At 59.3% G+C, this 15374-nt stretch carries 11 protein-coding genes; 3 read left to right on the forward strand and 8 right to left on the reverse strand.

Features of this window, described 5'->3' with window-relative positions; translation table 11 throughout:
• Window positions 1-366: 366 nt before the first annotated feature.
• The 3 genes from xerC to THTE_RS02605 form a co-directional block, all read right to left on the reverse strand.
• Window positions 367-1269, reverse strand: a complete 903-nt coding sequence (gene xerC / locus THTE_RS02595) for a tyrosine recombinase XerC (RefSeq protein ID WP_095413973.1) — start codon at window positions 1267-1269, stop codon at window positions 367-369.
• A gap of 95 nt (window positions 1270-1364) precedes the next feature.
• Complete coding sequence (locus tag THTE_RS02600) at window positions 1365-1610, reverse strand: hypothetical protein (RefSeq protein WP_095413974.1); 246 nt, start codon at window positions 1608-1610, stop codon at window positions 1365-1367.
• Between the two features lie 86 nt (window positions 1611-1696).
• Entirely contained in the window at window positions 1697-2617 is a 921-nt protein-coding gene (locus THTE_RS02605) for a hypothetical protein (protein ID WP_157731650.1), read from the reverse strand.
• 479 nt (window positions 2618-3096) lie between these two features.
• On the opposite strand from THTE_RS02605, the gene fliD reads away from it, so the two are divergent.
• The 3 genes from fliD (at window position 3097) to THTE_RS02620 (ending at window position 7401) form a co-directional block, all read left to right on the forward strand.
• A complete protein-coding gene (gene fliD / locus THTE_RS02610; RefSeq protein ID WP_095413976.1) occupies window positions 3097-5862 on the forward strand; it encodes a flagellar filament capping protein FliD in 2766 nt (921 codons plus the stop codon).
• 65 nt (window positions 5863-5927) lie between these two features.
• A complete protein-coding gene (gene fliS, locus THTE_RS02615; RefSeq protein ID WP_095413977.1) occupies window positions 5928-6494 on the forward strand; it encodes a flagellar export chaperone FliS in 567 nt (188 codons plus the stop codon).
• Window positions 6495-6534: 40 nt separating this feature from the next.
• The gene (locus tag THTE_RS02620; RefSeq protein WP_095416735.1) at window positions 6535-7401 is read left to right on the forward strand and encodes a menaquinone biosynthesis family protein; all 867 of its coding nucleotides are present in this window, start codon (window positions 6535-6537) and stop codon (window positions 7399-7401) included.
• Between the two features lie 268 nt (window positions 7402-7669).
• Here THTE_RS02620 and THTE_RS02625 read toward each other — a convergent pair whose 3' ends face one another.
• From THTE_RS02625 to THTE_RS02645, 5 genes are all read right to left on the reverse strand, one after another.
• Window positions 7670-7897, reverse strand: coding sequence for a cold-shock protein (locus THTE_RS02625; RefSeq protein ID WP_095413978.1), 228 nt, complete (start codon window positions 7895-7897; stop codon window positions 7670-7672).
• Window positions 7898-8448: 551 nt separating this feature from the next.
• On the reverse strand, window positions 8449-9267 hold the full coding sequence (locus tag THTE_RS02630; protein ID WP_095413979.1) for a tetratricopeptide repeat protein: 819 nt from the start codon (window positions 9265-9267) through the stop codon (window positions 8449-8451).
• Window positions 9268-9724: 457 nt separating this feature from the next.
• Window positions 9725-13468 carry an MSCRAMM family protein gene (locus THTE_RS02635; RefSeq protein ID WP_095413980.1) on the reverse strand — a complete coding sequence of 1248 codons (3744 nt, stop codon included), beginning with the start codon at window positions 13466-13468 and terminating at the stop codon, window positions 9725-9727.
• Window positions 13469-13590: 122 nt separating this feature from the next.
• Window positions 13591-14631 carry a WD40 repeat domain-containing protein gene (locus THTE_RS02640; RefSeq protein WP_157731654.1) on the reverse strand — a complete coding sequence of 347 codons (1041 nt, stop codon included), beginning with the start codon at window positions 14629-14631 and terminating at the stop codon, window positions 13591-13593.
• Window positions 14632-14900: 269 nt separating this feature from the next.
• Entirely contained in the window at window positions 14901-15326 is a 426-nt protein-coding gene (locus THTE_RS02645) for an NUDIX domain-containing protein (RefSeq protein ID WP_157731656.1), read from the reverse strand.
• Window positions 15327-15374: the final 48 nt, after the last annotated feature.

Genomic DNA, 15374 nt, shown 5'->3' on the forward strand with positions numbered 1-15374 from the left:
GCCCCACTTGTGGAAATCCGCGAGCGCCCAGAGGCTCAATGGTTGCAGGGGCAATTCATGAAGTGCCTTTACAGTTAGCGAGGCAACCAAGTAGATACAAGCAAGGAGATAGACGCAGCGCGATCGGCGACATAGACTATCCGACGTCGGGATGTGGACCTGACAAGCAGGTCCCTCCGGGGTTTTTCGGAGGGGCACGCTTGTCGTGCCCGATGAGGAGGAATGGGTGATCAATCGGTGTTCACCGGACCCGACAAGCGGGTCCCTCCAACGTTGTATGGGCAATTCACGAATTGCCCTACCGGTAATCGCTTGGCTTTCCCCACGCAGCCTGTGACAGGATGATGGTGTCTACACCCCACCCTCTTACCTTGCCCGGGGATGGGCTTTTTCGTACACAGCCTTGAGGTTGGCGGTTGTCAGGTGCGTGTAAATCTGCGTGGTGACGAGGCTTTTGTGTCCCAGCAACTCCTGGACGCTGCGGATATCTGCCCCCGCGTTAAGGAGGTGCGTGGCGAAACTGTGGCGAAGCGTGTGGGGAGTTGTGCGGCGATCCAGGCCGGTTTGACGGAGATATTTTTCCAGCATTCGGGCGACACTTCGGGTCGTCAACCGCTGACCAAACCGATTGACAAAAAGCGGACGATCAGGCTGGTCACGCAAACTGGGATGGAGCTTTCTCACGGCCAGCCAGCGGCGTATCGCCCTTACCGCGAAGGAACCGAGCGGGGCGAGGCGTTCGCGACGCCCCTTGCCCCTAACCCGCACGATCTCTGCTGCCAGATCCACGTCGCTATCATTGAGACCGACGAGTTCACTGATGCGCAGCCCTGCCGAATAGAGTGTTTCCAGGATTGCCCGATCGCGCAAGCCCATGGGAGAGGATGCCGGCGGGGCCTCCAGGAGTTTTTGCACATCCTCAGTGGAAAGGACGTGCGGCAGATTGCGTGGCTTGCGGGGATTGCGGAGCGGTTTGGCGGGGTTCTCTTTCACCCATCCCTGGCGCATTCCGAAGCGGAAAAAACTCCGCAGACTGGCGAGCCGTCGGGCGATCGTTCCTGGGGCGTAGCCCGCCTCGTGCATCGCAGCCACATAACCCCGCAGATCGAGAGTCGTGACCTGATCAGGAGAGGGGCACCGACCGCCGTAGGCGTCTGTGAGATATTCCACGAGAGCCGTGAGATCTTCGCGGTAGCTCTTAATTGTGTTGGCCGAGGCGTTCTTCTCGACGGCGAGATACCGCAAAAACTGCCCGATGGCCGACTGCATACCCGCCTTCCAGAAAGTTTGAAATTTCTTACGGAAAGATCTCGTGCGGGAAGTTTGGGAGAGCGATTCCGCTCAGCGCCCACCGTTGTTGACGGTCAGGCGTGATCGTCGGGATCGGCCGGCTGTTTGGCTTTGAAGCGATTTTGCAGTGCCCGTCGGCGTGCCTCCTGGCGGATTTTCTGGCTCAGGACGGCTGCATCGTACCAACTGAAACTCAATTCGGGATGGGCAGCGAACCGTCCCAACGTGCGGATCATTTCCAGACGGTTGTCGTCATCATAGAGGAAGATGTAACGCTCCCCTCCCTTGATCAAAGCGATGACGTTGATTTCTCGGCTCACGACTCGGGCACTCCTGTGGTAGTTGAATCTCGCCGGAATATCGAAGCTGCCAGGTTGTTTTCGCCAGGTTCCGACCTTTATTTCTGTTATCGGACGACGGGAGGCCGCCACGTCACTTCGATTTCGTCGGCACCTCCCCGTGCGGTCAACATTTCCCAAATATGCAGGCGGCAACAAAAACGCAGGAATTCCTCACTTTTCGCAAGGTACGGCTGCCACCCGCTGAGCTGCGCATCATGACGGAATCGGGCGTACTCCTGAAGCAGCCGGGTGAAGCGTTCATCGCCCCCGTTATAGACCCGGGTGTGAACGAGAAACGGCTCATTCGTTGGTATGCAGGGTGGATTCGCGGGAGTTGCTTGGGGGACGAGCTTTTCTGGAGAGATCTCGTTTTCTGTCCCACCCGACGCGGATCGCGAGACGCCACTGTCGGGCGTGGCCGGAGCCTTTTCGCCGCTCGAACTCCAGGCCGTGGCAGTGGCGGCATCACACTGCGGAGTGGCTTCCGAGAGAGCGCCCCGGGCGTAGGCAATCTGGGCTTCCAGAAGCAGCCGGCGGGGAATGTGACGTTCCTCATCCGTTCCCCATGGCAGACCGTAACCAGGTGGCACGGGGTGAAAGCCGGGGTTGGCGGCGTACCATTCCACCTGCAGACCGCAGCGGGGTGGGTAATAGGGGGAATACTCCGTCACGGCACCGACCACGACGGCGTCGGCCCCCAGGACCTGGGCCAAACGCCGCGCGTCCGCCGCGCTGTTGAGGCTGATTCGGTGGATGGTCATGGCTCTCTCCACCACCCCCACCGGAATCACCTCAAATCCGGGAATTTCCTGGAGTTCGTTGTAATACGCGATGGCCACCTGTCGGCCGTCGAGAGTGGGTTCGGTGGAGAGGTTAAAGAACGGGGCCACGGCAACTTTATGAATTTGTGGAAAAGGATTATGGATCATCGGCTGGACGGCAGGTTTGGGGATGAGAGTGCAGCCTGCCGTGATGAACAGACCCAACAAGAACGCCCAAGCGCCTGCCCGGATGGGGCCGAAAAGTACTGGGGATCGCCGTTGTTTTCGATGCTGGGAAAGCGGCCGGCAGCACGGGAGGTCCCGTTGGCGGCACCAGCACAGGCTTCCGATAATAGGATGGCGGTGACCCGGAATCATTCTCAGTCAGGACAGTCGGTACGACTTTGCACCTCTCGCGCTCACGATCCTTGTCCAGGCTTCCTGTCTTTTCTGAATTGACATAGCTTGGAGGCAAATAAGGCCGTTGTGGGCGAATTCTTTATCGGCAAAGTCAGCCCAAATCATCTACTTCTTTTTTTCGGAAAATACGGGCTCTGTTGTGTGGTCGCTACGTTCCGCGTCAAGAAAACCGGAGCGGGGCGACCCGACGGCCTGCCGGAGGGTCAATCAATATCCCGAAGCCATTGAGCCGATGTTAAACAAGGTAGACTTTGTGGGGCGAGAAATCTCCACGGGAGTTCAATATGGGTCGGATTCAATCCAACGTCGGACTTATCACCGGTGTCCCCATCGGCGACACCGTGGATAAGCTTATGCAGATTGAGTCCCGACCCCGCGACAATCTCCAGGAGGTCAATAAGAAGATTGATAAAGAACGGGCGGCCATCACGGAGCTCTCCGCGCTTTTGATGGCCGTCCAGTATCCCGTCAAGAATCTGGGCAAGGTGGCAGTTTTCGACAAGCGGACAGCCACCAGCAGCAACGACGCTGCTTTGGGGGTTCGGGTCACCGGCTCACCGACCCTGGGGTCCTACATCTTCACGCCGCTGCGAACGGTTCAGCCAGAACAGTGGCTGAGCAAAGGGGTCCGTGAGCAGACCGAGCCACTGGGAGCGGGAACGCTCTCATTTCGATTTGGCCCGGGGGTGGATCGATCGCTCGATCTCGACCTTTTGCGGGGTGGACAGGGGTTTCAGCGCGGCCTGATCCGCATCACAGACCGCAGCGGGGCCTCCGCGGAGATTGATCTCACCACGGTCCAGACTCTCGACGACGTCATCAACGCGATCAACAGCAACACGCGGATCAACGTGCGGGCGGAAGTCGTCGGCGATCACATCCGTCTCACCGATCTCACCGGTGCCAGTGTGGCGAATCTCCGCGTCCAGGACATCGGCGGTGGACAGGCCGCCGCGTCGCTGGGTTTGGCGGGGATCGACACGGCCTCCAGTGTCGCCGACGGGCAGGACATTGTGTGGCTCTCCTCGGACACGCTCCTGAGCGAATTGAACGATGGGCTGGGGATCTCCGCGAGTTCCACGCTTCCCGATATTTCCTTCCAGCTTCGTGACGGGACAACCGGGGTCATTGATTTCGACCCGTTGCCACCCAGTGGCCAAAGCCGGCAGACAGAGCGGACGCTGGGAGATATTGTCAACACGATCAATAATGCAGCGCCAGGGAAGCTTCAGGCCGAGATTTCTGCAGATGGTAAACGCCTTGTCCTGCGGGATCTGACGAGCGGATCGGGACAATTCACCCTTTCCGCACTTTACGGTTCCCAGGCGTTGAAGGAGCTCGGCCTGGATGTCGCGGCCAACGGTGACACGATCACCGGGCGTCGCTTGATCGGGAGTCTGAAGTCCCCGGCGCTTTCCCAGCTCAATGGAGGGCAGGGATTGGGTGATTTGGGGACGATTCAGATCACGGATCGCGCGGGCAATCAGGCGACGGTGGACCTTTCTGCGGCAGAAACCCTGGAAGATGTCATTCGCGCTATCAACGCGGCAGGGATCGGAGTGCGAGCTGCCGTCAATGGGGCACGAAATGGTCTGGTCATCGAAGATATCTCGGGTGGGACCGGCAATCTCAAAATCGAGACTCTGGACAGCTCGCAGACCGCCGAAAAACTCAACATCGCCGTGGATGATGCGGTCAGTGTCAAGAATAGCGGGGATCTTCACCTGCGGGTAATCTCGGTCAATACCAAGCTGAGTGAATTAAACGGGGGTCGGGGGGTGACGCTCGGCCGGTTTACCGTCACGGATAGCAAGGGCGTGACTACCACCGTGGACCTCGCCGCGATCGGGGCACAAACGATTGGGGATGTGCTGGCGGCCATCAATCGAGGGGCGGCCAACGTCAACGCCACCATCAACGCCACAGGGGATGGGATCCTCATTCGCGACCTGGCCAATGGGACCGGCACATTGGTGGTCAATGATCTGAACGGGACAGCCGCCGCCGACCTGGGGATCCTCAAACAGAGCACGCTTCAGGACTTTTCGGGGCAGAGCGCGTACGCCATTGACGGCTCCCTGACCTACAAAGTGACGCTGGAAGCCAACGATTCCCTGCAAACCTTGCGGGACAAGATCAACGCACTCAACGCGGGTGTGCGGGCCACGATCGTTTACGACGGTTCCAATCGACCCTACCGATTGTCTCTGGTGAGCGAGCGCGGAGGACACCTCGCGCAGATGATCGTGGACCAGGGGTCGTTGGATTTGGGGCTGACACGCTTTGCCGAGGCCCGCGATGCGCAACTGGCCATCGGACAGGCGGGAACCCCGGGAGCGGTCGTCCTTTCTTCTTCCAGCAACAAATTCTCAAATGTGGTTCCCGGACTGGAACTGGAGGTGAAGCAATCCTCCTCCACGCCGGTGAGTGTCCAGGTGACGACCACGGACACCGACCTGGTGGCGAGCGTGCAGGCCTTCGTCGATAACTACAACAAGTTCTGGAAGCGGTATCAGGAGCTGACGAAATACGACACAACCACGCAGAAGGGCGAAATTCTGGCGCAGGATCCGACGGCCATCCGATTGGGCAGCGAAATTTCGTACATCCTGAGTTCGCGGTTTCCGGGTGCGGGAAGTATCCAGTCCCTGGCGGAAATTGGGGTGAGCATCAAGGACGATGGCGCGCTCGACTTTGATAGCTCCAAACTCAAACAAAAGTTTGCCGACGACCCCGACGCCGTGAAGAAGTTTTTCACCGACAAAACTTTTGGTTTCGCGGCAAAGTTTGACAAGCTCGCCGAAAGTTTAGTGGGGCAAGATGTATCGCTCATGGCGCAACGATTCATCGCCCTCACTCGAAAGTACGAAGAGAACCAACAGCGGATCGAATGGTGGAACGCCAAACTCGACCGAAGAAAAGAGCAGTTGCTGCTCTATTTTTACCGGTTGGAGTCCGCCATCGCCAAGATTAAGGGCAACATTGATATTGTTTCGCAAATTCAGCCCATCCCCATGTATTTCGCCAGTGGCGGCCGAAACAATCGATAATTGTGTGGGGATGCTGGGATTTTCGGTGAATAGCTTTAAAGACGCTTCGGGTTGGACGGTCTATTATGTCGGCATCCTTTGGAGAGAGTTACCGCGAAGCGGATATTCTGACGGCCCCACCTCAGCGACTCCATCTCATGCTGATCGAGGGCGCGATTCGTTTCATCGAACGTGCCCGACATCTCTGGCGGGAAAACCAGTTTGATGCCGGGTTTGAATCGCTCCTGCGTGCACAGGAAATCGTCGCGGAGATTCTCTCCGGCATCAAGACGGACAGCGGTTTCCCGATCGCTCGACGTGTGGCGGCCCTGTATACGTTCGTTTATCGGTGTCTTGTCGAAGCTGGACTGAAGAGGGAAGAGAAGCCGCTGGAGGATGCTCTCCGCGTGCTGGCCATCCAGCGGGAAACCTGGCAGGAACTCTGCCAGCGACTGGCGGCTGCTTCCGAGACACGGGAGAACGTGCAGTTTTCTTCCCAGCAGGAGACGCCTGCGGGGGCGGGCTTCGATTCGGAGAACGCTCCACCTTCCCGCAGTCAGCCGGCCGCCCCACATTCGCTCCGTGGCTTGACAGAGCCTCCCGGTTCCGAGTATGCCGGGGAATATGCCTCGGGCTTTTCCTGGGAAGCCTGAAAATTCCCTGCGACTTTGTCTCGGAAATGCGGGAGAAATCATGGCCACAGAGATAATCACCATTCGGGTGGGACACAGTCCCGATCCTGACGATGCGTTCATGTTCTACGCCCTGGCCGCAGAGAGAATTCCCACCGGGCGTTATCGATTTGTTCATGAGTTAGTCGATATTGAGACGCTTAATCAGCGGGCGCTGCGGGGCGAGCTCGAATTGACTGCTCTCAGCTTCCATGCTTATGCGAAGGTACGGGATCGCTACATCCTGTGCCGATGCGGTGCCAGCATGGGTGATGGCTACGGCCCGCTGGTGGTGGCTCGGCGGTCACTGAGCCGGGACGAGTTGCGGCGAGGTCCGATCGCGGTGCCCGGCCGGTGGACGAGCGCCTTTCTGGCTCTCCGGCTGTATCTTGGGGACGATTTCCCCTTTGTGCTCGTGCCGTTCGATGAAATTCCCCGCGTGGTGGCAGAGGGCCGTTTTGGCGATCAGCCCGTTCTGGCGGGACTTCTCATCCACGAAGGGCAACTGACCTTTGCCAGGGAGGGACTTGTCAAGCTGGTGGATTTGGGGGAGTGGTGGACCACGGAAACCGGACTACCGTTGCCCCTGGGCGGGAATGCCATCCGGCGGGATCTCGGGCTGGAGGTGCAGCGGGACATCCACCGGTTGCTGCGGCAGAGCATCGATTATGCGCTGGCCCACCGTGACGAGGCCCTGGCCCATGCGATGCGGTATGCGCGGGACCTCGATCATTCGCTCGCGGATCAATTCGTGGGCATGTACGTGAATCGGTGGACCCAGGAGCTCGGGCCCCAGGGAATAGAGGCGGTTCGTCTCTTTTTACGAAGGGGATTCGAAGTGCGGGCTCTTCCCGAACTGATCGAGCCGGAATTTATCCGCGAGGCCTGATCCGGCCTGATGCCCAACACTCGAAAACCACGGCGAAATTGATTTCGGTCTTGGCCAAGAAAAAACAACAGGGACCAAAGCGGTCCCTGTTGGGTGCGTCTTATCACCAAATTCCCCCTCGGTCCGGTGCTCGTGGACTCACCGAGGACCTACCCGACGACCCCAGCGTGAATTACGAGCGGATCTTGGGCAGACGAAAAACTGTGGATCCCGAACAGTCGTGATGATTGAATCATCCGGATGATCGGTTTCCGAGGCGATCTGCCGTTCACTTGGGGCGAACGGAAATCGCGCGTGGGCCTTTGCCACGGCCCGGATTCGGCGCTTCAGAGCTCAGATCGTACTCGACGCTCTGACCTTCGTGAAGGTCCTCGAAACGCGCTCCCTCCACTGCGGAGAAGTGGAAGAAGACATCCGACTTGCGCCCGGAACCGGTGGTTTGGATGAAGCCAAAACCGCGGTCCACAACCAACTTCTTAATAACACCCTCGGCCATTAAAGCCACTCCTCAAAACGAAACGTACTCGCGGACATTGTCCGCACGAAACTTACTCGGAGAGTCTTATGAGATGAGCGTCCAGTCGCCGGTGCATTGACCTCGACAAGGAGTGGCTCAAGTCTCATAAAACATCCGAACTCCCAAAGAATGCACCGGCTCGATCAAGGGCCCACCGGTTCATTCTCACGACAATGAGAACTTTAGCCTAAGGATGATCTTCAGGCAAGCCCTCACCTTGCATTTTTTTCGACACATAGATACCCCGCCCATAAACATATCTTTTCCGAAACACACCTTTCGAGATTGATTCGTTTATTGTGCCCCTTTTGTGCTGGCCTGCATTTTCATCGGGATTGATCAATTCCCGTTTTTCAAAGGCCTGTGAGATGCCGAACGCTCAGTCGGGCGTAGGGGCAGTCCATAACGGTTCGGGGAATAGGGTAGGGGTAGTTCATGGATGGCCCCTCCGCTTGAATGCGGATCTGACAGGCAGCTCCTTCCGGGATGCGAAGGGACACGTCTGTCGTGCGCGGTGGCACTCCGGCGGTTCAACCCGTTTCCCGGCGAAAGCCCAGTTTGTACGCCATTTCAAAGTCGGAGCGGGCTTTCTCTTCTTCGCCCAGCATCTGATAGACGAGTGCCCGATTGTTGTAAGCGTCTGCCAGGTCGGGCTTCAAGCGAATAGCCTGGTCGAAGTCGGCCAGCGCCTTGTCAAGTTGTCGGAAGGCCTGATAGATCGTGCCGCGATTGTTGTAGGCCCGATAGTGCCGGGGATCGAGTTCTATCGCCCGCGTGTAGTCCGCCAGAGCGTTGTGAAAATCCTCTTTGAGTGCGTAGGCGAAACCGCGATTAAAATAGGCGTTGGCGTCGTTGGGATTGAGCTGGATGGCCACCGTTAAATCGGCAATGGCCGGGTCGTACATTTTCTTTCCGAAGTAGGCGACACCGCGACCGTTATACGCTTCGGCAAGGTTGGGGTTGAGTCGCAGGGCCTCATTGAAGTCGGCAATCGCCCAATCGTAGTCGCCCTTGGCTGTGCAGGCGAGACCACGTGTGCAGTAAGCCTCCGCCATCTGGGGATTGAGGCGGATGGCCGTGGTGAGATCGGCGATGGCCCACTGGTACTGCCCCCGGGTATAGTAGGCCAGTCCCCGTGCATAATACGCCCGGGCACACTTAGGTGCCGCGCGAACCGCCTGGTGGAATCGCGCCAGAGCCTCTTCTGAATTTCCCGCTTCCAGAAGCTCCATCCCCTCAGCAATCAGCTTTTCCGCCTGCTGTTGGGCGGGATCCACCGGCGGAGCCGCCGGCGGTGCAGGTCTCAAGACGGCCGCAATTTTCTTCCACAGACCTTTCAACGCAGGCATAACCGCCCTCGCGATGAGACCAAGTTATCCTCTATCACGCCCCCGACGACTTCTCCCGAGCCATCGGGTCAAGTACTTATGGGAAAAGATCAGAGTTTTCCGCCGACGTGAACCCTCTCCGTCGATCAGTTTAGGACGGGGACACAGATTCCGCAACCTTTTGGCGGAAGGGCACGCTCGTCGTGCCCGGTGAAATGGAATCGATAATCTGGCGTTGAACGGCGGACGTGATAAGCACGTCCCAGCAGAAGCGGACCTGACGAGCAGGTCGCTCCGGCTGACGCGAACCCCCGGAGACGTTCGCGTCGCCATCAGCGGATGAAGAATTCGGATGTCTCAGTCCAACCTGCGGGATTTGCGCACAGTCCACCCCTATGGGGCGTTTGTCCAACCTGGTACCTCGCCGGCGCGGAGCGGAAATGGGGGCTTCCCAGAACAGGAGATTCCGCGAAGACTTTCAGTCTCCGGCACTGGGGGCCGGTTCTGCGACTCGGGGCCGTACCCCCTGGGATACCGGCGGAGAACCGCTTTCCTGGGGTCCGCGAGTGTGATAGACGCCCACCTCGGCCTTGCCGTCTCCATTGAAATCTCCCGCGAATGGCCGATCGCCTTTTCCGCCCAGCAGGAACACCTTGTCCACGTCTGTGAGGCGGAAGTCCCCGTCGGTATCCAGGATGAAGCGGCCGTCGCGATACACACCGAGTTTGGTGATGCCATCGCCGATCCAGTCACCAACGACGGGGAGATCACCGGCCTGGCCGAAGAACGCAATGCGGTCTTTCTCGCCCCAGCGTCCGTCGCCATCCATATCGAGATACCACACACCCCCGCGGAAGACGCCAATGGTGGCAATCCCGTCTCCATTCCAGTCGCCGACGACGGCGAAGTCCCCAGGCTCACCGTACATGAAGACATGGTCGATGAGGTCTTCGCGGGCGGGGCCGGCGGCTCCCTGCTTGAGGATCCGCCGTTCGTCAGGGGCCTGGGCCGGAGTGGGAGGCAGATTTCTGGGACGCAGCGCCACGAGCCGATTTTGGGCGTCGGGAAGCCCCGGCTCGACCCGCAGAGCCCGATCATCGCCCAGCCACGCTGGTCCGAACACACCCACGTCGGCCTTGCCGTCGCCATCCCAGTCACCGGCGACGGGCTGATCGCCGTCCCTACCCAGCTTGATCCACAGGTCGCCTTCGTCCCAGACGCCGTTACCATTCAGGTCGATAAAAAACATTCCGCCAAAGAACACGCCGAGCTGGACATGCCCCACTCCAGCAAAATCGGCGACAACAGGGAGTGCCGCCTCGGTGCCCAACGTGCCAAAAGTTGTCACCTCTCCCGTAGCAAGATCAAGGATTTTCCATTCGCCGCGATCGAGCGGCAGACCTTGCCATCGCGCAGGGTCGAAGTAACTCGCTTCCCGAATGGTCACCTGCCGCAGGCCGTCGTCGCGGTGTCGCGGCATTCCCCCGTTGATGACGCTCAAATGCCAGGTGTATTCCACCGTTCCCGCACTTCCGGCAAAACGGGGAAGAGTGGGCTGGTTTGGCAATACGGGAGAAATCTGCAGGGTGATGGGTGTGCTCTCCGGCGGAATGATCGGGGACCGCGGTTGGGGAGGCAGCGGTGACGGCGGTGGGGTGAATGGGGGAAGGAAAGGCGGGATCGCCGTCACGAGCACCTCGGCAAAGTTGTACTCTTTTCCCTCGCTCCCGGCTCCCAGTGGAACCAAAAGAATCGCGTCATACTGGGGATCAAACGCGAGCGGCGGAAGAGCGCCAAGATCCATTCCGGGATTGACCGCCAGTCCGCCAAGAGTTCCCACCGTGTCCGGGCCATCTTCGTATCCTGCCGGTTGGATTTCTCGGATCGTGTAAACCCCCGGCCGAAGGTTGGTGAACTGATAAAACCCGTTGGCGTCCGTGTAGGTCACGAGCGGCTTGCCCGAGGCATCCAGCACCGGTCGTCCCTGGGCATCACGCAGCTCGATTTGAACACCGGCCAGCGGCGTATCATCGGGCGTGCGGCGGCCATCCCGGAGCTGGAATGGGTCGGGACGCGGTTGCCCCCAAACGTATGTTAGGGCGGGGCCATCCTGAAAGACATAGCCGCTGATGCTGGCCGGGCGGATTTCGGCGAAGTTGTATTCTTCCCCGGACACCCCGGGAGGCAGCTTCACGTTGATAATGCGGTCGTTACCATCCAATTCGCCACCCGCCGTCCCCACAAAGTCAGCGCCGTCAAGGTAGCCGTCCGGCTGGATCTCGACCACTGAATAATAACCGGGAAAGAGATTCTCGAATCGGTATCGCCCGTCGGCATCGGTGGTGGTTGTGGCCACGAGCTGACCCTCAGACGTGTAAAGTTCGATGGTCACGCCGGAGATGGGTTGATCGCCGGCGTCGATGAGATCGTTCGCGTTCTCATCCGAGACGACCCGGCCCGCGAGGCTCACCGGGGCGATTTCGCCAAAGAGATACTCCCGCCCCTGCGTTCCCGATAGCAGTACAATTCCGGCAATTGTGTCAGGGCCGACAAGTTGCCCCCCGGCCGTTCCCGCGTGGTCGCAACCGTCGAAAAAGCCGTGGGGTTGTGTTTCCGTCAGGCTGTAAGTTCCCGGCAGAAGACCGGTAAACTCATATCGGCCGTTGGCATCCGTGACGGCCGTGGCGAGCAAACTCCCGTCTGCCAGACGAAGTTCGATCGTCACGCCGGGGAGCGTGGGTTCTCCGAGATCATACTGGCAGTTGAGGTTGAGGTCGGAATAGACCCATCCGGACAGCGATGCCGGCAGGATTTCGCCGAAATCATAGTCTGTGCCGACTCCAGCCGCCGGCACGCGGATCTGAGTGATCGCATCACCGGGGTTCTGCGCTTCTCCGCCCAGCGATCCGGCGCGATCGAGACCGTCGATGTAATCAGCAGGTTGTGTTTCTTCCACGCGATAAGTACCGGGATAGAGTCCGGCGACGGCCCAGCTTCCGTCCGCGGTGGTGGTCACCGTCCAGGACTGCTGGGGTGCAAAGCTATCAGCCTCTCGAATGACGACAATCGTGACGCCTGGGATCCCGGTTTCCCCCTCCTCTCGCAGACCATTATTGTTGATGTCGTGATACACGTGACCGGAAAGACGGGCCGGTCGGACCTCCGCGAAATTGTTGCCAAGGCTCTCTTCACCACCGAGAAGCGTGATTTCTGATATGACATCCGCGGATTGGACGGTGCCGCGCTGGGTGCCGTTGACCGCTCCTGCCGCCGCGCCCACGCTGAGATAGCCATCCGGCTGTTGCTCAACCACGCGGTAGGTGCCCGGCAACAAATTGTCAAAGCGGTAGAAGCCGTCGCTGTCGGTGGTTGTTGTGCGAGCGGTGAAAACATACTCTCCCGTGTCCTCTGTCTTTTGCCAGAGCTGGAGGACCACACCGGCGAGCGGCCGATCGCCCGAGTTGAAAACCACATCCAGATTGGGATCTTCAAAAACGCGTCCGCTGATGGCCACGGGAAGCGGGGTCTGGATGAGGCTGATAAACGCCGCGGCTGTGCGGACGGGTTGAGGTTCCGCCAGCGGAGGACTGTAACTATCCGAAGGTAGGCGCAATCCCGCAGCTACAAGTTTTGGGTCATAGGCATCAATGAACATATCCTCGCCGGTCGCGTCGTAATAATGCGGCGCGACGAACCAGGCGGTGAGCCGGGAACCTTCAAATTCATTTCCCTCGGCCACGGCGTTGGGCCCCAGAAAGCCCATCTCATCGACGTCAATGCTGAAGACAAATCGTTCTCCGGCGTCAAAGCCGACGAAGTCCAGAACAAGTTTTGTCCCACCATCGGCGACGGACACCGAGTAACTATCGATCCCAGTTGCGGAGACGACGCTGAACGGACCATAGCCGAAGGCCCCGATTCCACCTGGGTCTGTATCGAAGAAACAATCCCCGATCGTCAGGCCGTCACCGAGTTTGTCGGTGTCAATGACGATTCGGGTAAGCTGAGTGCCCGGGGCGCCACCCTGGAATGTGAGCTCAAATGTGTCACCGCTCTCATCAGTGCCAGTGGCGTCCTCGTAATACACCATCCCCAACTGGATCGGGGAAGCCGACAAAAGCGTGCGGGGCTCCATCTGCTCGAAATGGCACCGACGGTAGCGCCGGCTGGTGTTCGATCGCCGACCAGGATGGCGCGAGTTCCCGAATAGACGTGTGATCATGCGTTTCACGCTCGTCCTCCGTGCGAGGTTGTGCCTCCCTGCATGCGTTTCCTGAAAGTGAAAAAGGCCTCGTGGCTGGGCTGTGACCGTGCTTAAGGTTTAGCCATCTCACGCTTGCGCGCTTACTGGCGGACAGCCCCGGGTACGGTTGTCGCGGAGCGTTCTCCGACCACCGTGGCGGCCGGGAGTTGCCAGAATCGGATTGTTGTGTCGAAACTTCCCGAGGCGAGGACGCCCTGTTCTGCGGTCCACACGAGCCGGGCGACGGTGCCCGTGTGACCGCGAAGCCGTCCAATTTCTCGGCCGCTGGCAAGTTCGAAAACACGGATTTCGTTGCGGGAAGTCCCTGCGGCGATTTCTTCTCCGCCGTTACAGAACGTGAGCGTGGTGATCTGTCCTTCGCCCAGTTCCAGAGTGGTGACCAGTTGCAGCGAAGTGCCCGACACGGCGAAGACTCGCACCCGTCCGTCCTCACCGCCGACGGCCAGGACCAGCCCTGTGGGTGCAAAGGCGAGGGCACGCTGCCGCCGGGGCGACACCGTTTGGTTCACCACGAGTCGGCCGGTTGAAACCTCCCAGAGCTGGAGGCGACCACTTCCCCCCGTGACCGCCACGAATCGGCCGTCGGGCGAGAAGGCCGCATCCCGCTGGTCTCGCACCCCTGTGGAAAGCTGCCGCACTATCCGCCCGGTGAGCGATTCGAGGATCACCAGTGTGGGATCAAAACCCGCGACAGCGATGACTCGTCCGTCCGGACTGAACGAGACGGCCCTCAAAGCCGCACCGGACACCTGGAGCCGATACAGTTGTCGTGCGGATTGCCATTCCCAAACCGTGAGAACACCCCATTCATTCACGCCTGCCAGATATCGGCCCGTCGGATCAAAACGCAGATCGTACACCCAGCCTTCACTCGGCCAGGTGGCCAGAAGTTGATCCCCACCTGACCCGAAAAGCCGAATCTGATGATCGTCGCCGGCAGTGGCAAGGAGGTTGTGGGCGGCGTCGATGTCCAAAGCGGTGATCACCGGGGCCCGCGTTTCCCCCCGTTTTTTCATGTCCACGATATGAAAGGAACTTAAAACGGTGGGCGTCTGGGCCCCCAGGAACCCCTGGAAAACCGCCCACACGACTGCCGTCATCACAGGAAATGCACACCGCATCTTCATCGCTCACCTTTCTGGGTAAAACGCTTAAGTGCGATGCCGGCCGCAAGCCGGTCCTTTCTTACAAATCGGCAGCCAGTCCGTTGTTTCAGCCGTCAAACGCCATTTGAGTGATTAACTCGAATTAGTCTGTGTCTTTTGACGGAGAAAAGTTTATCGGTTGTGCGGGTTGTAGCGACTGTGCTGGCAACGGCGGGGATTGGTTACGCCATTCCCTGACGCTGAATCAGGCGGGAAGGTCACATCCGTGTGTCTTCTTCTCTCACTCATCTTTGACTCAGCAGCCGCTGCCGGAGCTGCGCGATGACCGCGGCGTTGGCGGGTGGAAAATCCTCCGGGAGGAGCCGGGCGATGTCCAGCCAGAAAAACGGGGCGCGAGGTGTCGGTAGGCTTTCCGCGGCAGGTACGGCGGAAAAGAAACGAATTTCCAGGCGGCCATAATCGTAATCCGCGTGGACTGTCAAAAGATGGGCTTCGATGGTCACGCTTAATCCTGTCTCTTCAAGGGCTTCGCGCTGGGCGGCCTCTTGCCAACTTTCGCCCGGTTGCAGCCGACCACCGGGAAATTCCAGGTAACCTGCCCAGGGGCGCCCCGGGGGCCTCCGCCCCACGAGGACGAGGTCTTTAAAGTGGATCACGGCAACCGCCACCTGCTGTTCGTTCCGCTCCGACGCCCGCTGGGAGTCGTTCATGATCACCAAGGTTGTGGAATTTTTTTGAAAAGTAGAACCGCTGATGAC

Source organism: Thermogutta terrifontis (assembly GCF_002277955.1).
GTDB classification, from domain to species: Bacteria; Planctomycetota; Planctomycetia; order Pirellulales; family Thermoguttaceae; genus Thermogutta; species Thermogutta terrifontis.